Origin of the sequence: Pseudomonas sp. BJa5 (assembly GCF_030272875.2) — a bacterium.
Taxonomy (GTDB): domain Bacteria; phylum Pseudomonadota; class Gammaproteobacteria; order Pseudomonadales; family Pseudomonadaceae; genus Aquipseudomonas.
This window is the reverse complement of sequence record NZ_JALRNG020000041.1, coordinates 1-22959: the sequence shown is the minus strand read 5'-3', so window position 1 is coordinate 22959 and position 22959 is coordinate 1. Positions and strand designations below refer to the sequence as shown.

Here is a 22959-nt window from a genome sequence, read left to right as displayed (position 1 = left end):
AACCGAGCCATGAAGGTTCGAACTAATAAGAACAATAACGGAGTCACTCCACGATGCTGTCCACACAGCCCCTGGCGTTCGCGCCTACCCGACGCTTGCCTTCCCGCCAGACCGCCGTTGCCGGTGCCCTCGCCCTTGCCGGGGTCGCGCCGCTGAGCCAGGCTGCCTTCTTCGATGACAGCAAGGCGACCTTCGAAACCCGCAACATGTACTTCAACCGCGATTTTCGCGACGGTACCAGTGCCCAGCAGTCCAAGCGCGACGAGTGGGCCCAGGGTTTCATGATCAACTTCGAGTCAGGCTATACCGAGGGCCCGGTAGGCTTCGGCCTCGATGCCCTGGGCATGCTCGGCATCAAGCTCGACTCCAGCCCCGACCGTACCGGCACCGGCCTGCTGCCGACCCACGATGACGGTTACGCCGCCGACGAATATTCCAAGCTCGGCTTGACCGGCAAGGTGAAGTTCTCCGAAACCGAACTGAAGATCGGCACCCTGATCCCGGAACTGCCGACCCTGAAGCCCAACGATGGGCGCATCCTGCCGCAGACCTTCGAAGGTGGCCTGCTGACCTCCGGTGAAATCAAGAACCTGACCTTCACCGGCGGGCGCCTGGAAAAGGCCAAGGACCGCGACGACACCAACAACGAAGACATCGCCCTGAACAACAAGAACGGTCGCTTCCTCGGCACCGTTGCTGGCAACCACTTCGACATGGCCGGTGTGGACTACAGGTTCACCGACAAGATCACCGGCAGCTACCACTGGGCCCAGCTCGACGACGTCTATCGCCAGCACTTCGTCGGCATGATCGCCTCCCAGCCCTGGGGCCCCGGCACCTTCGGCGCCGACCTGCGCATGGCCTTCAGCGACGACCAGGGCCAGGCCCGTGGCGGCGACATCGACAACACCTCGCTCAACGGCATGCTCAGCTATGGCCTGCTGGGCCACAAGTTCAGCGCCGGCTACCAGCACATGTCCGGCGATACCGCCTTTCCCTATGTCGACGGTTCCGACCCCTACCTGGTCAACTTCGTGCAGATCAACGACTTCGCCGGCGCCGACGAACGCTCCTGGCAGGCCCGCTACGACTACGACTTCGCCAAGCTGGGGATTCCCGGCCTGACCTTCATGACCCGCTACGTCAGCGGTGACAATGTCAGCCTGGCCGATGGCGGCGAAGGCAAGGAGTGGGAACGCAACACCGAGTTCAAGTATGTGGTGCAAAGTGGCGCCCTGAAAAACGTCGCCGTGCGCCTGCGCAACGCCACCTACCGCTCCAGCTTCGCCCGCGATGCCGACGAAGTCCGGCTGCTGGTCAGTTACAGCCTTGCATTGTGGTAATCCCCGATAACAATAATGCTCACGGAGATAGACGATGACCTTTTCACTGCGCCGCATTGCCCTTGCCACCGGTTGCCTGCTGCTCGCCGGCAACGTCCTGGCCGCCGAGCCCAAACGCCCTGAATGCATCGCCCCGGCCTCCCCCGGCGGCGGCTTCGACCTGACCTGCAAACTGGTGCAAAGCGCCCTGGTCAACGAGAAGATCCTCAGCAAACCCATGCGCGTGACCTACATGCCCGGCGGTGTCGGCGCGGTCGCCTACAACGCCGTGGTTGCCCAGCGTCCGGCCGATGCCGGGACCCTGGTGGCCTGGTCCAGCGGTTCGTTGCTGAACCTGGCCCAGGGCAAGTTCGGCCGCTTCGACGAGAACGCCGTGCGCTGGGTAGCCGCAGTCGGCACCAGCTACGGCGCCATCGCAGTGAAAAGCGACTCCCCCTACAAGACCCTCGATGACCTGGTCGCGGCCCTGAAGAAGGACCCGAGCAAGGTGGTCATCGGCTCCGGCGGCACCGTCGGCAGCCAGGACTGGATGCAGACCGCGCTGATCGCCAAGGCCGCCGGGATCAACCCGCGCGACCTGCGCTATGTGGCCCTGGAAGGTGGTGGCGAGATCGCCACGGCGCTGCTCGGCGGGCACATCCAGGTGGGCAGTACCGACATATCCGACTCCATGCCACATATCCAGAGTGGCGACATGCGTCTGCTGGCGGTGTTCGCCGAACAGCGCCTGGACGAGCCGGAGATGAAGGACATCCCTACCGCCAAGGAGCAAGGCTACGACATCGTCTGGCCGGTGGTGCGCGGCTTCTACCTGGGGCCGAAGGTCACCGACGAGGAGTACGACTGGTGGAAGGCCTCGTTCGACAAGCTGCTGGCCTCCCAGGAGTTTGCCAAGTTGCGTGACCAGCGCGAACTGTTCCCCTTTGCCCTGACCGGCAAGGAGCTGGACACCTACGTGAAGAAACAGGTCGCGGACTACAAGGCCCTGGCCAGGGAATTCGGGCTGATTCAGTAATCTCCCAACCTTTCGAAAAGCATCGCGGGGCAAGCCCGCTCCTACACACGGTGTTCGCCTGTGGGAGCGGGCTTGCCCCGCGAAAAGAGGATTCCCCCGATGATCCTGCAACGCATCTTTGCCCTGTTCCTGCTGGCGCTCTGCGCCGCCCTGGCGGTGATGGCCTGGCCCTACCAGGCCGCCTTTTCCTACGAACCGGTCGGCCCGCGCGCCTACCCCTTGCTGATGCTCGGCCTGATGGGCGCCAGCCTGCTGTACCTGGCCTTTCGTCCGACGCCCATCGTGCGCAAGGACGACGAACCCGAGCTGGACCGTGAAACCCTGAACAAGATCGGTATCTGCGTGGCCCTGCTGATCGTCTTCGCCGCGACCTTCGAGCCCCTGGGCTTCATCGTCAGCAGCATCCTCATCGGCGTGCCCATGGCCCGGCTCTATGGCGGACGCTGGCTGCCCAGCGTGGTGATCATCGGCTTGATGAGCATCGCCCTGTATGCCTTGTTCGACCGCGTCATGGATGTGCCCCTGCCCCTCGGCCTGCTCGACGTTCTGGAGAATTGACATGGATACCCTCAGCTACCTGGGCCAGGGCTTCGGCGTCGCCCTGAGCCCCTACAACCTGGTCACTGCGCTCACCGGCACCTTGATCGGCACCGTGGTCGGCCTGCTGCCGGGCCTTGGTCCGATCAATGGCGTGGCCCTGCTGATCCCCATCGCCTTCGCCCTCGGCCTGCCACCGGAGTCGGCGCTGATCCTGCTGGCGGCGGTGTACCTGGGCTGCGAGTACGGCGGGCGGATCAGCTCGATCCTGCTCAATATTCCCGGTGAAGCCTCAACCGTGATGACCACCCTCGACGGCTACCCCATGGCACGCCAGGGCCTGGCCGGCGTGGCCCTGTCGTTGTCGGCCTGGAGCTCTTTCATCGGCGCCTTCATCGCCACCTGCGGCATGGTGTTGTTCGCCCCGCTGCTGGCAAAATGGGCGATCGCCTTCGGACCCGCGGAATACTTCGTGCTGATGGTGTTCGCCATTGTCTGCCTGGGCGGCATGGCCGGCGACCGCCCGCTGAAAACCTTCATCGCAGCCCTGATCGGCCTGTTCCTCTCCAGCGTCGGCATCGACGCCAACAGCGGCGTGTATCGCTTCACCGGCGACAGCGTGCACCTGGCCGACGGCATCCAGTTCGTGGTGCTGGTACTGGGCCTGTTCTCCATCAGCGAGATCCTCCTGCTGCTGGAAAAGACCCACCACGGTCACGAAGCGGTAAAGGCCACCGGCCGTATGCTGTTCAACGTCAAGGAAGCCGCCTCGGTGTTCCTGGTGAACATCCGTTGTGGCGTGCTCGGCTTCATCATGGGTGTATTGCCCGGCGCCGGCGCGACCCTGGCCAGTGCCGTGGCCTACATGACCGAGAAGCGCATCGCAGGCCCCAAGGGCACCTTCGGCAAGGGCGACAAACGCGGCCTGGCCGCGCCGGAAACCGCCATCGGCGCCTCCTGCTGCGGCGCCCTGGTGCCGATGCTGACCCTCGGCGTACCCGGCTCGGGCACCACCGCAGTGATGATCGGCGCCCTGACCCTGTACAACATCACCCCGGGGCCGATGCTGTTCGCCCAGCAGCCTGACATCGTCTGGGGCCTGATCGCCTCGCTGTTCATCGCCAACATCATGCTGGTGATCCTCAACATCCCGATGATCCGTATCTTCACCCGCATCCTCGCCGTGCCGAACTGGGCGCTGGTGCCGGTGATCGCCATCATCACCGCGATCGGCGTCTACGCGGTGCACGCCACCACCTTCGACCTGTTCCTGATGATCGGCATCGGCATCTTCGGCTACATCCTGCGCAAGCTGGACTTCCCGCTGTCGCCAGTACTGCTCGGCTTTATCCTCGGCGGGTTGATGGAGCAGAACCTGCGCCGTGCGCTGTCGATCTCCAACGGCGCCCTGGATATCCTCTGGTCCAGCCCGATCACCGCCAGTGTCTGGGGCCTGACCATCGCCATGTTGCTGCTGCCGCTGCTGCGCATCTGGCGCAAGCGCAGTGCCCAGCGGCGCGCCCTGGCCGATGTCTGAAAGGCCTTCGAAGCTGTACTGGGCCACCGGGCTGGTCGGGCTGGCGGGCGGGTTTCTCGCCAGCCAGGTCGGCTGGCCGCTGCCGTGGATGGTCGGCTCGTTGCTGGCGATCATCCTGGTGCGCTGCCTGACGCCCTGGCAACTGAGCGAGATTCCTGGCGGACGCAAATGCGGCCAGTGGATCATCGGCATCGGCATCGGCCTGCACTTCACCCCGGCGGTGGTCGAACAGGTGGCCAGCAACTTCGGCCTGATCTTTTGCGGCGCGCTGATCACCAGCCTGTCCAGCGTGGTCGGGGTGTGGTTGCTGCGCCGTACCGGTGAAGACCGGGCAACGGCGTTCTTTTCCAGCATGCCCGGTGGCTCCGGAGAAATGGTCAACCTCGGCGCGCGTAACGGCGCGGTACTCAGCCAGGTGGCGGCGGCACAGAGCTTGCGGGTACTGGCCGTCGTGCTGTGCGTACCAGCGCTGTTCAAGTTCCTGCTCGGCAATGGCGTGCCGCTCAGCCATACCGGTAGCGTCAACTGGGGCTGGCTGTTGCTGATCTGCCCACTCGGCATCGTACTGGCCCTGGGCTGGCAACGTTTGAAACAGCCCAACCCCTGGCTGTTCGGCCCGTTGCTGGTGGCGGCTGTCGCCAGTGTCAGCGCCAACCTGCAGGTTGCCCTGCCCGATGGCGCCAGCCAGATCGGCCAGTGGCTGATCGGCAGCGGCCTGGGCTGTCACTTCAACCGCGCGTTCTTCCGGCGTGCGCCGTCGTTTCTTGGCCGTACCCTGATCGCCACGGCCTTGACCATGCTGATTGCCGGCATCGCCGCCTGCGTGCTCAGCGTGATGACCCACCTCGACCTGCGTTCGCTGACCCTGGGCATGATGCCCGGTGGCATCGCCGAAATGAGCCTGACCGCTGAAACCCTGCAACTCTCGGTGCCGCTGGTCACGGCGCTACAGGTGATGCGTTTGCTGTTCGTGCTGTTTCTGGCCGAACCGTTATTCAGGCATTGGGACAAACGCTGCGACTGATGCAAAAAAAAGAGGAAGCCCAGGCTTCCTCTTTTTCATTGTGCGCTTACCAGGTGAAGCGTACGCCAACGGTGGCACCGAACGGCTTCTCGATCTTGTCGCCGTTGCTGTAGTCGATATCGGCATGCAGTTTCAGGCGCTCGGACATCGACACGGCGATACCGGCACCGACCTCGCCACGCGAACCGGACAAGTCGTTGTTGAACACGTTGTTGTTGACCTTGACCTCGTTGTCCTTGGCAAACTCATGCACTACAGCGGCACGCAGGTACGGTTGGGCAAAACGCCCCTCGCCCAGGTCGAAGTTGCGACCTACCGTGGCACCGGCCTTGCCCAGTACCGACTTGGTCCGATCGCCTTCAGCCTGCAGGCCATTGTCCAGGTCGTAGGAGTTACCCTGGATGCTGACCGCCGATACCTGGGCGAAGGGTTCGACGAAGTAGCCGTCGTCCAGTTTGATATGCCGACCGAACTCGGCCGAAGCGCCCACGCCATTGGTCTTGTAGTTACCCTTGGCCTGGGTGCCATCACTCATGGCCACCTTGGACTCGTTATCGAAGCGGTTGAGCTTGGCCACGGCGTCGAAGTAGTAGCCGCTTTCCTCATCCAGCCAGGTGGTGTAGGCGCCGACGTAGTAGCTGTCGACGTTGCCACTGGTACCGCGATCCAGATCCAGGTCGGACGTGCTGTGACCGGCCAGCACACCTACCAGCCATTGGCTGTCGCCCACCTGGGCATCGGCACCCAGGGTGAAGCCTTGCTGGGTCTGCTTGTAGGCCGTGCCAGAGGACTCGGCAACGTTGTACTTGCTACCGTAGGCCCGGCCCCAGGCACCGCTTTTGCTTTCGTTATAGCGCAACTCGCCCATGCGCGTGCGCAGCGACGACAGCTCGCCGTACCAGATGGTCGGCGCCGTATTGAACAGGGCCATGACCGAACGGGTAGCCGGACTGATGGTTTTCGTTTCGGCGTCCAGGTGCCAGTCATTGCCTTCCCGGGTCAGGCCATAGGAAAAGGCGCCCAGGTCGACCGGACCGTTGAGCAGGCTGAACTGGGCGTCGCCACCCTGGGTGGTGACCACGGTCAGGCGCTCGACAGCAGCTTCATTACCGCTGGCGCTGATGGCCAGCAGGTGCTCGCCCCTGGCCTCGCCGTTGACATTGAGGCGGTCGCCTTGGCCCGTCACGAAGTCGGCGGTCATGTGGAAGGTGCCATTGCCGGACAGCTCGCCGACGTCCAGGCGATAGAACTCGCCGGGGGCGCCGAAGGTGACATGGCCACCCTGGAGGGCGAGCGCAGCTACCTGGTTGCTACCGGTCATGGTCCAGTTAGCCTCGCTATTGATATCCAGACGAGCCACGTTTTCCAGATTGCCGGTCAGCTGCGAAGCATTGGCAAGGGCTACCTTGGCATTAGCGCCCGCTTCTGCGACAACATCGCCAATCAGGCTGGCCTGCTGCAAGTTGACCTCGGCACTGCTGCTGTCCTTGAGCAGGACATTGCCGCGCAGTTCACTGTTTTCGACATTCAGCCGTGCGCTACCACCATTCACGACTTCGAGCACATTGCCGTTGCCACCGATCAGTTGGCTGGTATTACCGACATTGAGCTGGGCGCTGGCCCCGTCGACCTGGATGGCAGCGCCATTCTCACCCCTGACAATACTGTTGTTCAGCGTTACTACCCCTGGCGTGCCATGGGCCTGTGTCGACTCGTCAATGATGAAGACACCGTTTTCTCCACCGCTAATCTGGCTATCGCTGGCCGACACCGTACCGTTGAACAACAGGATGCCCTGACCATTGGCGGCACTGGCCGTCACCTGCGAATCCAGCAGCGTAAGTTCACTGAAGCGGGTCAGCCAGGCCCCCACGGCGTTGCCGCTGATCTGGCTGGCGGAGACCTGGGCTTTCGAGCCGGTGCTGAGGGCAGTTTGGCGCACCAACTGTAATCCTGTGCCATTGCTCGCAGTAATAACGGCATTGTTGATCGTGGCGGTACTATTCAACAAGCGCAAGGCGGGGGTGGAGCCGATATTGGTTGGCGCGACTACACTGCCGCCGTTCATATTGACATGGGAAAAGTTTGCGTTGATTTCCTCGGTTCGTGCGTCCTCGCCGAGGATATTCAGAACAGCACCAGGACTGACGAAGTAATGATCAAGCGCTGTATCGCCAGTGACGGTAAATTCCGTATCGACGACAGCGGCCACAGCGGAGTGAGTAATAAGGGTACCCGGCACAATGCAGGCGAACTTCAAGGCACGGACCAAAGGTGTAAAAGCAAACAAGCGACGAAAGTTCATTTAATTCAATCTCTCAGATTTGGCGTGCCTTCCTCGTTCTACTTCCGCGAAGTGCGCACAATTAAGGGAGAGCGAAATCTACAGTCCGACGGCGTAGGAATATGTAGGAATAATCTGACGATATATAGTGTATTTTCAACAGCACATAAGAACCAGGGTGCTGACAGCACTGTTGCAAACACCCTGGATCAACTTATGCGAATCTCAAGCAACTCGAGTGCAAGAGGTCTGCGCATCACAAATGCAACCACCCGCCGCACGCCGGGAGAACACCACCCTTGCTTCGGCCGACTGCCCAATAGGTTCAAGAGATCGACCTTTCGAGCTACTTTCCCTATGGGTTTTCCAAGTCATCGCGACGTACCCCTGCACCGCCGGATAGATGTTAGGCTCCCAGGGAACATCGATCACGATACCGGATGTCACCTCGGCGGCTGTACTGAAAGTCCCGCTAAAGGTAGTACGGGTCGACTCGATCGGTTCCTCGGTGATGGGGGGAGTCCAGTCTGTAACTTCAATCATGTGCCAGGACAATTCGTAAGTATCACCCACGCGAACATTGCTGGCATCTTGCAAACGAACGCGAATGCCCAGCCACGGCGCCGAAGAGCAATTAATGAAGCCTCCGGGCGAAGTCCTGCTGACTACTTGGGGTGGAGCCAGCACTAGCAGTGAAATGACCGACACCTCAACAGCTTGTGCGGGTGAACGTTGATGGGCTTTATCCCAGTCACCATCAGACAGTTCGTAGGCTACATCGCGAAGGCCATTACCAACCTCTTCAATTCTCGCCCAGGGCAAGACGAAGTCCATATGGCCTTGGGCAATTTCCGCCGCCGTCGGACTGCGCTCTGAACCTTCCACAAGTTGACCTTGGTAAAGGACCCGCAAGACATCAGTCTCGGTGGCGCCAGGATAGAGTGGAACCCGGATAATCGCATCCTCCCCAACATCCTCGGGCGTCAGCTTGTTCATCTCGGTCGAGACAGCAGGAATCAGATCTGCCTGCTCCAGTTCATCATTAATGGGCGAAGGATTCTCGGGGTCCGGACCAGGGCCTGGCACTCGCAGATCGAAATCCACTGCTACAGCGTCTGACGGAGTTTCGAAATGACGGAACACGTAATAGCTGACATTCTCCCGATACTGGGGAGCTCCCGAGTGCCCCATGAGCTCGGCGTACGGCAGTTCAAGCTCGATCGGGAAGGTGTAGCCACTGCTCAATACCGTATCATCGACCTCCCTGGCGCCTAGTTTCACGACAATCCTGTCACCGTCCTGAGCATTGTCATATGCGTCGATCAACACGATGGCCCCACCACGTGCTTCATTCAAGGATATGAACAGGTCTTCGCCGTCCTCACCACTGGCCTGGGGGATACGCGGTAGTGGCAGGTTGGCGGGTGGATCTTTCAGTAGCACACGAATCTCGGTACGTGTGTCTTCACGGGTTGTCGGATTACCCGCATAGTCATAAAGTCGATACGACAATTCGCCAGTACCTTCGCCAAAGCCTCTGATGAGCTCGGCATCCAAAGTAAAGGACAAGGGAAAGTTATTGACCGCCCCGGACGCGATGGGGGCGACCTGATTCCTCCAGAACACCTCAAAGCGATCACCCGGCGCCCATCCGATGTAGTCAGGAATTCCAAACGTCACACCACCGTGTGCATCCAGGTAGCTGGGTGTAATGACACCGTCCGGCAAGTCAGCGGGAAAACTCAGGGGCAAGGTTGGCAGGCCATTGTGGGGGGGCAGCCGGTCGATGCTGATGCGTAATGTTCCTGACCCTGACTCGTTTTCAACCGAATTCGTGACTATATACCTGAGGTCTTTGATGCCATGACCACCAAGCAGTTCAAGACCGACGCTGAAAGTCAAGGGAAAATCGTTTGCCGCAGGTGGCCATGCAATAGCTTCTGTAAAAATCGGCCTGGCAAGATCAGGAAGTAAATACAAAGCAATAAAGCCTGCTCCCGGGGGGGCATTCTCCGTGAAGTAAGCAATTTGCAGCTCAGCGCTCACCTCGCTCGATGGCAGCAGGTTGGGTTGATTGGGATCAAGATCAGGCAGCGCGTTTCCCACCGTCAACGGCGGTAAAGTACGAAGCGAGGGCGAACGTGGTTTTTTTTGAACCCGTGTTGGCAACGTCGGTGCCGACTCGAACTTGGTCATGATCCAGCTCCTGTTTTGATAATCACTGTAAAACACTTTGTCGGCCACCATCGCATGCCAGACAAGCGTCAGGTAAACAATGCTCCAACTTCAACTTACGTACTTACTTGCTGCCATAGGTGTCATACATAGGCACCAAGACACAAATACCCTGTTCCCGGGTAGAGAATTGACAAACGCACAATATTGACTTTCGAATACAACAATGAACCATCATCTCGCTGTATCCGGTAATACACTCTGGCCGAACCGTTTATTGTGGCGGGCTCGCGGATAAATGGATCAAACGAACCCTGCAACTCAATGAATCCCTCTTCGGCTTCAGTGGGGTCCAGTGGCGCAGGGCGAGCAATGACCTGAAAGGTGGCTGCGATAAAATCCGAGCCGTTGTTGTTACGACAACCCTGCCAGATGACTTCGCAACGATCCCCTTCCTGCAATTGCTGCTGATCCCCCGGTATCCGAACTCTGACACCCAGCGACGGAGCGTGCGGGCTGTTGCACTTGATCCAGCCCCAGCGATCGGCATCGGGAAACTCCGGCCAGGCCAACACCGCGATGCGGCTGATGTCGACGAGTACCTCAACCGCCTGCGAACGCTGGTAGTTCACCCCATTGAAGGTGCGGTAGAACATGGGCAAGGCAGGATGGTTACCTTGCTCAAGGATGATGGACCACGGCACGCGAAAGCTGACAAGGCTCCCGGCCTCTTCACCCGGCTGCACCTGGTGGCTATCCACAGGATCCGGGTGTCGCCCCCAGAAAAGCTCCAGCCTGTCGCCAGCCGACATGCGCTCAGGCAGCTCCAGCTCCACCCGGGCATCGAGTTCGAAATCCGGGTCGCCGAGCTGATTGTCGCCCTGCTCCCCCCTGACCACCGGCAACGGCAGCAGCAGCGGGTTTTCCGGTGCCGGGAACTCAGGGTGCACCGGACCTGCGACGGTAAGGTCAACATCGACGAAAATCGATTCCGATCGACGATCGAAGCTTCCCGAACGCTGCCAACGGTAGTAGACCCTTACCGGTGGTTGTCGCTCGTACAGGGCATCCTTGCTCAGCACCTCCCAAGGCACGTCCATTGCGGCAGGCCACTGCTGAGGGTCATTCAGTTCATAGAGAGCGAGGGCCTCACCGTTCCAATAGACTTGCAAGACGTCGCCTGGTTGCGCCCCTTCGATCAGCGGCACCTCCACCCACACGCCTGTTACCGCATCCACAAGGTCGATCAGCCCGTCCTCGACCAGAGGAACCCTGGGTAACGGTAAGTCAGGCAAGACCTCCAGCGCGACGGTAACCGAAGCTGCCAATGAAGCAGGGCCCGAGTTACCGGATCGATCTTCGAGAATACAGTGAACCGTGTGCGGCCCGTTCCGGCGAGTACGCAGGAAGGCACCGGAAAACGGCACAATCACCGGATCTTGATTGGTATCGGTGATTTCGACATGACCGTCAGCCTCCTCGATCCGCGGAAAGCCGTTGAGCAGATCGAGGTCCCAGAAGTAATACACCCGGTCTTCGAGACGAATATCCGGCCATTTACTGATCGTCGCCAGCACCTGATCATCGTTGTTCTGCAGGTATTCTTCAGTGATCCCGGTAGTGTCGATCGGGTCGGGGAAGCCAAGTCTTCCGGGCGTTCCACCAAAGTTGGGTGCCTCACTGTCAAGCCTGACCAACAATGGCATGGAGTCTGCCGGATTCAGCGCTGTCACACGGTAGATCAAGCGAAAGTTACCAGCAAACCCCAGGCACTCCTCCGGCAGCCACAGCGTCAAGGGGAAGTGATCGTTCGGCTGGAATAACGCAGGTAGCTCAACCGGCTCTCCGACCGGATCACCATCCCAGATCAGCTCCACCACAGTGGGCACAGGCACCGCATGATTCGGCCAGACCTGCTCGACCCTGACCGCCAACGGTTCCTGACGATGCCGACGATGGATATGCCAGGCGGACTCATCCTCCAGCAGCGGCAAGGCCTTGGGGATTACAGGCGCATCCAGCCTCAGGATGGACGCGTCAATGAGCCCGCTGGCGAGTGTCCTGCTGGAGGTCATGTGCCCTGCTCCGTTGGTGAGAGTCAGGGCTATTCAACACCTGAAGGTGAATGCTCGAAACTGGCAAAAATGCTAGGTAGCGGCACTCAAACCGGCGGCAGGCGCCAGTCGATCGGGGCCAGCCCGCGCTGTTCGAGAAAGCGGTTGGCCTGGCTGAAATGGCCGCACCCGAGGAAACCACGATAAGCCGACAAGGGCGAGGGATGCACCGACTTGAGCACCAGGTGCTTGCTGGCATCGATCAGCTTCTGCTTGCTCTGGGCATGGGCGCCCCAGAGCAGGAACACGCTGTTGGGCTGGTGTTCGCTGACCACCTCGATGATGCGGTCGGTGAAGTACTGCCAGCCCTTGTTGGCATGCGACGCCGCGTTGGCACGCTCGACGGTCATGGTGGTGTTGAGCAGCAGCACGCCTTGGTCGGCCCAGGACTGCAGGCAGCCGTGCGTGGGGATCTCGATGTTGAGGTCGCGGTGCAACTCCTTGTAGATATTCACCAGCGAGGGTGGTGCCGGCACGCCCGGTTGCACCGAGAAACACAGGCCATGGGCCTGGCCCGGGCCGTGGTACGGGTCCTGGCCGAGGATCACCACCTTGACCTGGTCAAGCGGCGTGGAATTGAGCGCATTGAAGATCAGCGGCCCTGGCGGGTAGATTTCCTTGCCGGCGGCATACTCCTGGCGCAGGAATTCGCGCAGCTCACGCATGTAGGGCTGGTCGAACTCGGCGCGCAGGGCCTCCTTCCAACTGGGTTCAAGTTTGATGCGGTCGTCGTCAGTCATGGTCAAGTCCGTAAAACAATGGCGCGACACTAGGAAAGCCGCTAGCGCTTGTCAATCGATCCGACCGGCGACCGCCGAAATCGTCCACAGCGACCATACTTGAGCGGATCAACCAAGAGGTCGGCCATGGCTGCTGTACTGTGCGAAGAACTCACCGGTGTCGACGGCGCCCGCATCGGCGTCGCCACCCTCAATGCGCCGCAAACACTCAATGCCTTGTCGCTGCCGATGATCGAAGTGCTCGACGAGCAGCTCAAGGCCTGGGCCAATGAGCCGGAAATCGTCTGTGTGTTGCTGCGTGGCAGTGGTACCAAGGCCTTCTGTGCCGGTGGCGAGGTACGCAGCCTGGCCCAGGCTTGCCGCGACCATCCAGGCCAGGTTCCACCACTGGCAGCGCATTTTTTTGCCGCGGAATACCGTCTCGACTATCGCCTGCACACCTACCCCAAGCCCCTGATCTGCTGGGGGCATGGTCATGTGCTGGGTGGCGGCATGGGGCTGTTGCAAGGGGCCAGTATCCGCGTGCTGACTCCGAGCAGCCGCCTGGCCATGCCGGAAATCAGCATCGGCCTGTACCCGGATGTCGGCGGCAGTTGGTTCCTGTCCCGCCTGCCGGGCAAGCTCGGCCTGTTCCTCGGCCTGACCGGCGCGCCGATCAATGCGACCGATGCCCTGGACCTGGGCCTGGCCGATCGTTTGCTGGGTGAAAACCAGCAGCAGGAGCTGCTCGACGACCTGCTGCAACTGAACTGGCAGGAACAGACCGCCCTACAGCTCAACAGCCTGCTCAAGGCCCAGCAACATGGCACCCAGGCCCAGTGGCCCGAGGCCCAGTGGCTGCCAAGGCGCAAGCAGATCGATGCCCTGCTCGATGTCGCCGACCCGGTCTGTGCCTGGCGCGCCATTGCCCGACTGCGCAACCATGCCGATCCGCTACTGGCCAAGGCCGCGCAAACCATGCTCGAGGGCTGCCCCTTGACCGCCCACCTGGTCTGGCAACAGATCCAGCGCGCCCGCCATCTGTCACTGGCCCAGGTGTTCCAGATGGAATACGCCATGAGCCTCAATTGCTGCCGGCATCCGGAGTTCAGCGAAGGGGTGCGCGCGCGCCTGATCGACAAGGACCAGAAACCGCGCTGGCACTGGGCGGATATCGCCCAGGTGCCAACGGCGGTGATCGAGGCGCATTTCAGCAAGGCATGGGAGGGCCGTCATCCATTGGCCGACCTGGCTTGAGCTGCGCCTCAGCGACGCCAGTTGCGATCCGGCCAACCGCCCCGGTTACGGTCGTAGCGTGACGGGCCATGGCGGTATCGGTCATACCCGCGACCTGGGTAGGGCTTGTAATAGTTGTGCGGCGTTTCACGGTAGTAACCGTGGGGCGCAGGACGGTAGTAATGCGGCGGTGGCGCGTAATAGCGCGGCGGCGGCACTACGTAGTAGCCGCGATGGTAGGGTTGGGGCGACCGGTAATAACCTGAATAACCGTAGCGGTCGACGGTATAGACCTCGGTTCGGTAGTAACCATTACCTCCGTAGGGGACACAAGCAGTTGTCAGCACACTCAGCACAACCATCAGCAACAGTCGGCGATACATGGCGGCCTCCCGGACCGCGAAACTGCCCGTTCCAGCGGCGCTGGTCGGCGTCGATCGGCAAGCGTTCATCGACACTGTATAAGACTGACGAAAACGGCTCTGGTGCCATTGCCGCAATAAATTGATACAAGGCCGTTCGATAAAAACTGACCACCGGCAGCGGCTTGAGCAAGTTGCCAGCCGAGGATACCCTGCACAACCGATCCGACCCTCAATGACCGCGCCCATGAACGACACCCGCCGCTGCCCCGCCTGTGGCGCCAGCAACCATTGCAGCCTTGCCGACCCGCGTACGGCGGCCCAGGCCTGCTGGTGCTACGGCGTGAGCATCGACCCCAAGGTCCTCGACGCCTTGCCCGCCGAGCTGCGTGACAAGGCCTGCCTGTGCCCGCGCTGCGCCGAGGTCGAGGCGCAATTGCAGGCTGCCAGGGCCACTCCCAGCAGTTAAACTGGCACGCCCTGCGTTTGGCACTGTATGCGTCTCGATCGATTCCTCAGCAACCTGCCCTGCTTCAACCGCCAGCAAGTGCGCCTGCTGCTGGTCGAGCGCAGGGTACGTGTGGACGGTTATTGCGTCAGCGACCCGCGCCTTGAGGTGCGCGAGTTCAGCCGCATCGAGGTCGACGACCAACTGCTGCAAGCCGGGCGCCCACTGCGCTACCTGATGCTGCACAAACCCCAGGGCTGCGTCAGTGCCACCCAGGACCCACAGCACCCAACCGTCCTCGAACTGATCGACGAACCTGACACCCAGGATTTGCACATCGCCGGGCGCCTGGACTTCAACACCACCGGGCTGATGCTGCTGACCAATGACGGCCAGTGGTCGCGACGCCTGACCCAGCCCCAGACCAAACTGCCCAAGATCTACTACGTCGAGACCGAGCAGGAGATCGGCGAACACTACATCGAAAAATTCCGCCAGGGCTTCTACTTCGCCTTCGAAGACCTCACCACCCTGCCTGCCGAGCTGACCCTGCTGGGCCCGCGCAGCGCCCGCCTCGGCATCATCGAAGGCCGCTACCACCAGGTCAAGCGCATGTTCGGCCACTTCGACAACAAGGTGCTGCGCCTGCACCGCGAACGCATGGGCCCGCTGCAACTGGACCCGGACCTGCGCCCGGGCGAGTACCGCGCGCTCTACCCCGAGGAAATCCAGGCGATCTGAGGCGACGACCGCCTGGCAGAAAGATTTCGTCAAATGCCCCAAAGGCACTTGCGGGATGCTCTGGCGCCTGCTTGAATCGAATCGTCGGTCTGCATGTGACTCAACGGTCACGCCCGTAGTCCAAGACACCTTTTTTGCCGGCTACCTGTGCCTCGAAGCCTTGGAGTCCGGCGAATTTGCCCACCTAGAACAATACCCGTCGACCAGCGACAGCGGATCGGCAAGGGCCCTCAGCTTCTCTTCAAGGCGTATGCCTACCTGTCATAAAGAACGCGCATCCTTGCATGTGCGAACACCCTTTTTGCGCCAGGAGTCGACGACATGAGGCCAGAAATTGCTGTGCTTGATATACAAGGTCAGTATCGGGTTTACACGGAGTTCTATCGCGCAGACGCCGCTGAGAAGACGATCATCCTGATCAATGGCTCGTTGGCCACGACAGCGTCCTTTGCCCAGACGGTGCGCAACCTGCATCCGCAATTCAACGTAGTGCTCTACGATCAGCCCTATGCCGGCAAGTCCAAGGCGCACAACCACCACGAGCGCTTGCTGACCAAGGAGACCGAAGGGCAGATCCTGCTGGAGCTGATCGACCACTTCGGCGCCGACCACGTGATGTCGTTCTCCTGGGGCGGCGCCTGCACCCTGCTGGCCCTGGCGCACAAGCCGCGGCGCATCGAGAAGGCGGTGGTCAGCTCGTTCTCGCCGGTGATCAACGAGCCGATGCGCGACTACCTCGAGCGCGGCTGCCAGTTCTTGAGCGCCTGCGATCGCTACCAGGTCGGCAACCTGGTCAACGACACCATCGGCAAGCACCTGCCGTCGCTGTTCAAGCGCTTCAACTACCGGCATGTCAGTACCCTGGACAACCACGAGTACGCGCAGATGCACTTCCACATCAACCAGGTGCTCGAACACGACCTGGACAATGCCCTGCGCTCGGCCCGAGTGATCGACATCCCGGTGCTGTTCATCAATGGCGAGTGGGACGAGTACACCACCATCGATGACGCCCGGCAGTTCAGCCAGCATGTGCGCAACAGCCACTTCAGCGAGATCCGCGCCGCCGGCCACTTCCTCGACATGGAACACAAGGCCGCCTGCGACGAGACCCGCGAGGCCATGTTGAGCTTCCTCAAGCCGGCGGTACGGGAATCCCGCGTACGTTACCAGTACGTCCAGGAGCATCATGCACTGGCGATCTGAAACCTGTGGCTTTCGGTAGCGCAGCCTCCTGCATCAGCGGCCCGCATGGGCAGAAGGAAGAGTCAGGACCTCGCGCTATCGGCCACTACACCTGTGATTTTTTCAAGGTCGGGCTTCAAATCGCAGCATGCTTCTGGTAAAAAGTCAGGCCTGCAAGCGGGTGTCGTATAATGGCATTACTCCAGCTTCCCAAGCTGATAACGAGGGTTCGATTCCCTTCACCCGCTCCAGTTTCCCCAAAGTTTCAGCTCAGCTGAAACACCGGCCGACCGCCCTCGCAGTATCCACTTTCCGATCGCATCCCTGCCCTGCCCCGTTTTCCCGGGCACAATGACGCTGTCTTTTGATCTGACGCCCTGTCAGGAATGACCGGGTGCGCTTTAATGAGCCTATTGCGCACCTCGCGCGGTATCGCAAACGCTCGAAAGGACCCGTTCATGTCGCTCTCCCGCTGGCTCCCGGGCCTGGCCAACCTGCTGCATTACCGCCGCGAGTGGTTTCACGCTGACCTGCAGGCCGGATTGTCCGTGGCCGCCATCCAGATTCCGATTGCCATCGCCTATGCGCAGATCGTCGGCCTGCCGCCGCAGTACGGGCTGTACGCCTGCATCCTGCCGATGATGGTCTATGCTCTGGTCGGCAGTTCGCGACAGTTGATGGTCGGGCCCGATGCGGCAACCTGCGCCATGGTCGCCGGCGCCATTGCCCCGCTGGCGCTGGGCGATCCGCAGCGGCTGGCGCAGTTGTCGGTGATCATCACGGTGCTGGTGGGCTTGATGCTGATCGGCGCCGGGGTGGCGCGGGCCGGGTTCATTGCCAGCTTTTTCTCGCGACCGATCCTGATCGGCTACCTCAACGGTATCGGCCTGAGCCTGCTGGCCGGGCAGGTGGGCAAGGTGGTCGGATTTCGCATCGAAGGCGACGGTTTTTTCCTGAGCCTGATCAATTTCGCCCAGCGCCTGAATGAAATCCACTGGGTGACCCTGAGCATCGGCCTGGCCGGCCTGGCCCTGCTGATCTGGCTGCCACGCCGTTTTCCGCGCCTGCCGGCGGCGCTGGTCACCGTGGCGCTGGCCACCCTGGTGGTCGCGCTCTTCGGCCTGGACCGCTTCGGCGTAGCGGTACTGGGCACAGTCCCTTCCGGCATTCCCGAGTTGGCCTGGCCACAAACCAACCTGGCAGAAATGAAAAGCCTGATGCGCGACGCCCTGGGTATCGCCACCGTGAGCTTTTGCAGTGCCATGTTGACCGCCCGCAGCTTCGCCGCCCGCCACGGCGATACGATCAATGCCAACCATGAGTTTCTGGCACTGGGTGTCACCAACATTGCCGCCGGGGTGTCCCAGGGCTTTGCTATCAGCGGCGCCGACTCGCGTACCGCGGTCAACGACATGGTCGGCGGCAAGAGCCAGCTGGTGGGCATCATCGCTGCCCTGGTGATCGCCCTTATCCTGCTGTTCTTCACCGCGCCGATGGCCTGGATTCCCCAGGCCGCCCTGGGCGCCGTGCTGCTGATGGCCGGCTGGGGCCTGATCGATATCAAATCACTGGGCAAGATCCGCAAACTCAGCCGCTTCGAGTTCTGGTTGTGCGTGCTGACCACGGTGGGCGTACTGGGTGTCGGCGTGCTGCCGGGCATCATCATCGCCGTGACCCTGGCCATCCTGCGCCTGCTCTACAGCATCTACCAACCCACCGACGCGGTGCTCGGCTGGGTGCCGGGCATCGAAGGCCAGGTGGATATCCATCGCTACAAGGATGCCCGCACGGTAAAGGGGCTGGTGGTGTATCGCTTCGATGACGCGATCCTGTTCTTCAATGCCGACTACTTCAAGATGCGCCTGCTCGAAGCGGTGCAGGGCGAGGCCGAGCCGCGGGCCGTGCTGTTCGATGCCGAGGCGGTCAGTTCCATCGATGTCAGCGGCATCGCTGCCCTGCGCGAGGTGCGCGACACCCTCAAGGCGCGCGGCATCCACTTCGGCATCGCCCGGGCGCGTGGAAGCTTTTTGCGCATGCTGGTGCGCTCAGGGATCGCCCGGGAAATGGAAAACGGGATGCTGTTCGGCTCGGTGCGCTCGGGCATCAGGGCGTATCGGTTGTGGCGTAATCGCAGTCGTCGGGATGCGGTGACTGCATCGCGGGACAAGCCCGCTCCTACAGATTCCGTGTAGGAGCGGGCTTGTCCCGCGATAGCTGAGCCCGCTCAGGATAATCAACCCTCGGAACGCGGCATCAACCCCGGCAAGGCATGCATCAGCGCGTTGATGGCAAAGCCGATGAACATCACCCCGCAGGCCCGGGTGATCCACAGTTCATAGCGGGTGTAGAGGGTGCGCACCTGGCGGGCGCCGACTACGGCGACCAGGATCGCGTAGGCCAGCAGGCCGCCGACGAAGCTCAGGGCGATCAGCATCGGCAGCATCGACCAGTCCAGCGATTCGGCGCGGCTGGAGAGCAAGGCGGTGAAGGTGGCCACGGCCACCGGGTAGGCCTTGGGGTTGGTCAGGCCGAAGACGACACCGTGCCAGAACGGCTTGCGCACCGGCCCCTGCTCGCCATCACCGTTGCCCGGGCGGCTGCGCAGCGCACGCAGGCCCAGCCAGAACAGGTACAGGCCGCTGAGCAGGCCGAGGATGTCGAACACCGAACTGCCGATCTGCCGCGCACCGACAATCGCCACCAGCGCCGTGCTGCACCAAATCACATCGCCCAGCAGATGACCGCAGAGGAACCCGGCACCGGCACGCCGTCCACGGGCCGCACCGATGCCGAGCACCGCCAGTACGCCCGGTCCCGGGGTAATGCCATAGATAAAACCGGAAGCCATCACGGCCAGCAGCAGCGAAAAAGTCATGGGAAGCAGGTCCTGGGCGATTGCGCAAAGGCCGGAGTCTACGGCAGCCACCCGCTCCAGGCCAATGCCTCAATAGTCGTGTGCCGCAAGGATCTGCGCCTCTTCACGCGCCGGTGGCCGGGCAAAATAGCGCAGCAATGGTCCGCTGCGATTGGTGAAGATGCCATCGACCCCGGCCGCCATGACTTTGTCGAAATCCACTTTTTCATCGACGGTGTACACATGCACCAACAGGCCCTTGTCGTGGCTCATCCGGTTCATCCACGGCTGTACCAGGTCGGCGTAACTCTGCGCCCCGCCCGCCGTCAGTGCCGCCGACGGCCCGGTGCCGATGGCGCCAGCGGCCTTGGCGTAGTCGAGCCAGCGTTCGAACTCGGCAGCGCTCTTCGGCTGCTGACGGGCGTAGAACGCCGCCTTGTCGGTTTCGCCCGACTCGGCGAAGGTCTGCGCCGAGGCGGGCTCGATGCTGCCCTTGCCCAGCCACAACAACAGCACCTTGGGCACCTGCGGCATCTCCTTGTGCAGCAGCGCCAGGCTGTTGCGATCGAAACTCTGCAGCACTACCCGCCCGGGCGTGTCGAGCCAGCCCCGTGCTTGCAGGCGGGCCTTGAGGTCCGCTTCGATACCGGGGAACAGGCTGGGTACCTTGGTTTCTATGTACAAGCCGGGGCGCTTTTCAGGGTTGCCTTCGGCGATATCCATGACCTCGTCCAGAGTGAGGATCCGCAGACCCGCGAAGGCCGCTCGCGCCCGTTCGGGGTAGGCCTGGTTGAACCAGCTACCGGCATCCAGCGACTTGAGCTCGGCCAGGCTGAAGGCACTGACCGGGCTGCCCTTGCGCTCGGGAAAGCGCCGGGCCACATCGCTGGTGCGTTGCAGGTTGTCGTCATGCACCGCCACCAGCACGCCATCGCGGGTGCGCTGCAGGTCCAGCTCCAGGTAGTCGGCACCCAGGTCGCGGGCCAGCAGATAGGCTGCGGCAGTGGACTCCGGGGCATCGAACGATGCACCACGGTGGGCGATCACCGCAGGATTGGGGATACCTTGCCGAGCCGCCAGTTCGCGCCCCTCCCCGGCCTCGGCCAGCCCGGCCAGGGTCAGCAGTGCCAGGCCACAGAGTCGGTAAATTCCTTTCGCCAGCATCGGCCGTCCTCGTCATTGATCGCGAATCCAGCATAGTCACCCACACTGATGACAGCCCGGTTGCGTGCTAAAGTCGCGCCGTTCAAAAGACTCAGCCAAGAGACGCCCATGCCCCACGCCGACCTCGACGCCAGCCTGCACCGCTGGCCGGACCTGAATGCCGCCCACCCCTGCAGCGGATTGCTCCTGGGCAATGGCGCCAGTCGCGCACTGTGGCTCCCCTTCACCTACTTCTCGCTGTTCGAGGAGGCCCAGCGGGTGCGCCACAAACCCCTGAGCCTGACCGACCAGGCCCTGTTCAAATCCCTGGGCAGCGAGCTGTTCGAGCCGGTACTCAGCGCCCTGAACACCACGGTGCGGATCAATGCCGCGCTGGCGATCAGTTCCTCGGCGCCGCTCAATCGCTACTACGCGATCAAGGAAGCGCTGATCCACGCCGTACGCAGCGTGCACATTCCCTGGCGCCTGATACCGAACGACAGCCTGCAACGGATCAACCGCGAACTGCGCAACTACCAGAGCGTCTATTCGAGCAACTACGACCTGCTTTGCCACTGGGCCGTCAGCCAGGCGCCGGACGGTTTCCAGGTGTTGTTCGATGAAGAAGGCGACTTCGATATCCGCCACACTCGCAACGCCGGCACCCGCCTGCTCTACCTGCACGGTGGCCTGCACCTGCTCAAGCAACAGGACGGCAGCACCCGCCAGCGCAGCGCCAGTGGCAGCCAGTTGCTCGATGGCTTTGCGGTCAACACCCCCGGCGATGTGCCGCTGTTCGTCAACGAAAGCAGCAGCGACGACAAGCTCAAGGCCATCCGCAGCTCCGACTACCTGAGCTGGTGCCTGGGCGAACTGGCGGCGCACCAGGGCGGCCTGTGCCTGTTCGGCCAGCACCTGGACAGCACTGACCGCCACCTGCTGCAGGCCATCAAGCAGGCACGCCCGGCGCACCTGGCCATTGCCATCCGGCCGCTCGGCGATGCCTCGATCGTCAGCCAGAAGCAGCACTACAGCCAGCGCTTTGCCGACCAGCCGGACCTGCCGTTGTATTTCTTCGACGCCAGCAGCCATCCCCTGGGCGCCCCCGACCTGGAAGTCCCGGTGCCGGCACAGGCGCGCAAGCGACGTTGAAGGTGCCTGCTGAACTGTACGGATGAACTTGTTAGCAACTGTTACAAGATCATCCCCAGCGGCTGTGGCTCAATAACTGGACTAATTCCCTCAGGTTTTTGCCATGTCCAGTCGCGAAAACACCGGAATGGCCCTCGGTCTTCTCGGTGTCATCATTTTCAGCCTGACCCTGCCCATGACCCGGATCGTGGTGCAGGAAATGCATCCCTTGCTCAACGGCCTGGGCCGCGCCCTGCTGGCGGCAATTCCGGCGGCGGCCTTGCTGCTGTGGCGCCGCGAGAAATGGCCGACCTGGCAACAGATCAAGGGCCTGAGCCTGGTGGCGTTGGGGGTGATCCTCGGTTTTCCGGTGTTCTCGGCCTGGGCCATGCAGAGCGTGCCCGCGTCCCACGGTGCCCTGGTCAACGGCCTGCAGCCCTTGTGCGTGGCCTTCTATGCCGCCTGGTTGTCCCATGAACGACCGTCGAAGGCTTTCTGGGCCTGCGCGGCGCTGGGCAGTGTGCTGGTGCTGGCCTACGCGATGATCATGGGCGCCGGGCAGATCCAGGCCGGCGACCTGCTGATGCTGGCGGCCATTGCGGTCGGTGGCCTGGGCTATGCCGAAGGCGGACGCCTGGCCCGGGAGATGGGCGGCTGGCAGGTGATCTGCTGGGCATTGGTGCTGGCCAGCCCGTTGCTGATCGTGCCGGTTGCCTACCTGGCCCTGCAGCATCAGGGGCCGGTCAGTGCCAAGGCCTGGTGGGCCTTTGGCTATGTGTCGCTGTTCTCGCAGTTCATCGGCTTCTTTGCCTGGTATGCGGGCCTGGCCCTGGGCGGGATTGCCCGGGTCAGCCAGATCCAGCTGCTGCAGATCTTCTTCACCATCGCCTTTTCCGCGCTGTTCTTCGGCGAGCAGGTCGAGCCGATTACCTGGGTGTTCGCTGCGGGTGTGATCGGTACGGTGGTGCTGGGGCGCAAGACCCGGGTGCATCCGGCGCCTGTGCGGGTCTGAGCGGGCCCTATCGCGGGGCAAGCCCCCAACAACCCGAGGGGCGGGCGTTGCCCGCCCGGCAGAAAAGGCCCGAGACCACCACCCGCCAATGGCAAACAA

19 protein-coding genes and 1 tRNA gene are annotated in these 22959 nt (G+C 62.0%); 13 read left to right on the top strand and 7 right to left on the bottom strand.

Going from position 1 to position 22959, the window contains the following annotated elements:
* The first annotated feature begins 53 nt into the window (after nucleotides 1–53).
* The 5 genes from M2D63_RS21140 to M2D63_RS21120 all read left to right on the top strand — a co-directional run bounded on the left by M2D63_RS21140 (nucleotide 54) and on the right by M2D63_RS21120 (nucleotide 5456).
* Nucleotides 54–1343, top strand: a complete 1290-nt coding sequence (locus tag M2D63_RS21140) for an OprD family porin (RefSeq protein ID WP_285864958.1) — start codon at nucleotides 54–56, stop codon at nucleotides 1341–1343.
* 34 nt (nucleotides 1344–1377) lie between these two features.
* Nucleotides 1378–2358, top strand: a complete 981-nt coding sequence (locus M2D63_RS21135) for a tripartite tricarboxylate transporter substrate binding protein (protein WP_285864957.1) — start codon at nucleotides 1378–1380, stop codon at nucleotides 2356–2358.
* A 99-nt stretch (nucleotides 2359–2457) separates the two neighbouring features.
* On the top strand, nucleotides 2458–2916 hold the full coding sequence (locus M2D63_RS21130) for a tripartite tricarboxylate transporter TctB family protein (protein ID WP_285864956.1): 459 nt from the start codon (nucleotides 2458–2460) through the stop codon (nucleotides 2914–2916).
* Nucleotide 2917: 1 nt separating this feature from the next.
* Nucleotides 2918–4432, top strand: a complete 1515-nt coding sequence (locus tag M2D63_RS21125; protein WP_285864955.1) for a tripartite tricarboxylate transporter permease — start codon at nucleotides 2918–2920, stop codon at nucleotides 4430–4432.
* Entirely contained in the window at nucleotides 4425–5456 is a 1032-nt protein-coding gene (locus M2D63_RS21120) for an AbrB family transcriptional regulator (RefSeq protein WP_285864954.1), read from the top strand. The genes M2D63_RS21125 and M2D63_RS21120 overlap by 8 nt, the downstream gene beginning before the upstream one ends.
* A 46-nt stretch (nucleotides 5457–5502) precedes the next feature.
* On the opposite strand, the gene M2D63_RS21115 is transcribed toward M2D63_RS21120, so the two are convergent.
* The 4 genes from M2D63_RS21115 to ung all read right to left on the bottom strand — a co-directional run bounded on the left by M2D63_RS21115 (nucleotide 5503) and on the right by ung (nucleotide 12769).
* Complete coding sequence (locus tag M2D63_RS21115; RefSeq protein ID WP_285864953.1) at nucleotides 5503–7761, bottom strand: autotransporter outer membrane beta-barrel domain-containing protein; 2259 nt, start codon at nucleotides 7759–7761, stop codon at nucleotides 5503–5505.
* Between the two features lie 204 nt (nucleotides 7762–7965).
* Entirely contained in the window at nucleotides 7966–9936 is a 1971-nt protein-coding gene (locus M2D63_RS21110) for a hypothetical protein (RefSeq protein ID WP_285864952.1), read from the bottom strand.
* Nucleotides 9937–10058: 122 nt separating this feature from the next.
* Entirely contained in the window at nucleotides 10059–11990 is a 1932-nt protein-coding gene (locus M2D63_RS21105) for a hypothetical protein (RefSeq protein WP_285864951.1), read from the bottom strand.
* A gap of 86 nt (nucleotides 11991–12076) precedes the next feature.
* Complete coding sequence (gene ung / locus M2D63_RS21100) at nucleotides 12077–12769, bottom strand: uracil-DNA glycosylase (protein ID WP_285864950.1); 693 nt, start codon at nucleotides 12767–12769, stop codon at nucleotides 12077–12079.
* 126 nt (nucleotides 12770–12895) lie between these two features.
* Here ung and M2D63_RS21095 point away from each other — a divergent pair, with 126 nt between their 5' ends.
* Nucleotides 12896–14005, top strand: coding sequence for an enoyl-CoA hydratase/isomerase family protein (locus M2D63_RS21095; protein WP_285864949.1), 1110 nt, complete (start codon nucleotides 12896–12898; stop codon nucleotides 14003–14005).
* Nucleotides 14006–14013: 8 nt separating this feature from the next.
* Here the strand turns inward: M2D63_RS21095 and M2D63_RS21090 are convergent, their stop codons facing one another.
* The gene (locus M2D63_RS21090) at nucleotides 14014–14367 is read right to left on the bottom strand and encodes a hypothetical protein (RefSeq protein WP_285864948.1); all 354 of its coding nucleotides are present in this window, start codon (nucleotides 14365–14367) and stop codon (nucleotides 14014–14016) included.
* 226 nt (nucleotides 14368–14593) lie between these two features.
* On the opposite strand from M2D63_RS21090, the gene M2D63_RS21085 reads away from it, so the two are divergent.
* The 5 genes from M2D63_RS21085 to M2D63_RS21065 all read left to right on the top strand — a co-directional run bounded on the left by M2D63_RS21085 (nucleotide 14594) and on the right by M2D63_RS21065 (nucleotide 18912).
* Nucleotides 14594–14815, top strand: coding sequence for a cysteine-rich CWC family protein (locus M2D63_RS21085; protein ID WP_285864947.1), 222 nt, complete (start codon nucleotides 14594–14596; stop codon nucleotides 14813–14815).
* A gap of 27 nt (nucleotides 14816–14842) precedes the next feature.
* Nucleotides 14843–15535 (top strand): pseudouridine synthase, encoded by a 693-nt coding sequence (locus M2D63_RS21080; protein WP_285864946.1) that lies wholly within the window; start codon nucleotides 14843–14845, stop codon nucleotides 15533–15535.
* Between the two features lie 321 nt (nucleotides 15536–15856).
* The gene (locus M2D63_RS21075; RefSeq protein WP_285864945.1) at nucleotides 15857–16741 is read left to right on the top strand and encodes an alpha/beta fold hydrolase; all 885 of its coding nucleotides are present in this window, start codon (nucleotides 15857–15859) and stop codon (nucleotides 16739–16741) included.
* Nucleotides 16742–16897: 156 nt separating this feature from the next.
* Nucleotides 16898–16971, top strand: a tRNA-Gly gene (locus M2D63_RS21070).
* A gap of 207 nt (nucleotides 16972–17178) precedes the next feature.
* Nucleotides 17179–18912, top strand: a complete 1734-nt coding sequence (locus tag M2D63_RS21065; RefSeq protein ID WP_285864944.1) for a SulP family inorganic anion transporter — start codon at nucleotides 17179–17181, stop codon at nucleotides 18910–18912.
* Nucleotides 18913–18953: 41 nt separating this feature from the next.
* On the opposite strand, the gene M2D63_RS21060 is transcribed toward M2D63_RS21065, so the two are convergent.
* Entirely contained in the window at nucleotides 18954–19595 is a 642-nt protein-coding gene (locus tag M2D63_RS21060) for a LysE family translocator (RefSeq protein ID WP_285864943.1), read from the bottom strand.
* A 69-nt stretch (nucleotides 19596–19664) separates the two neighbouring features.
* Nucleotides 19665–20738, bottom strand: a complete 1074-nt coding sequence (locus M2D63_RS21055; RefSeq protein WP_285864942.1) for a glycerophosphodiester phosphodiesterase — start codon at nucleotides 20736–20738, stop codon at nucleotides 19665–19667.
* Between the two features lie 108 nt (nucleotides 20739–20846).
* Here M2D63_RS21055 and M2D63_RS21050 point away from each other — a divergent pair, with 108 nt between their 5' ends.
* Nucleotides 20847–21869, top strand: coding sequence for a DUF4917 family protein (locus M2D63_RS21050; RefSeq protein WP_285864941.1), 1023 nt, complete (start codon nucleotides 20847–20849; stop codon nucleotides 21867–21869).
* 103 nt (nucleotides 21870–21972) lie between these two features.
* On the top strand, nucleotides 21973–22860 hold the full coding sequence (locus M2D63_RS21045) for a DMT family transporter (protein ID WP_285864940.1): 888 nt from the start codon (nucleotides 21973–21975) through the stop codon (nucleotides 22858–22860).
* Nucleotides 22861–22959: the final 99 nt, after the last annotated feature.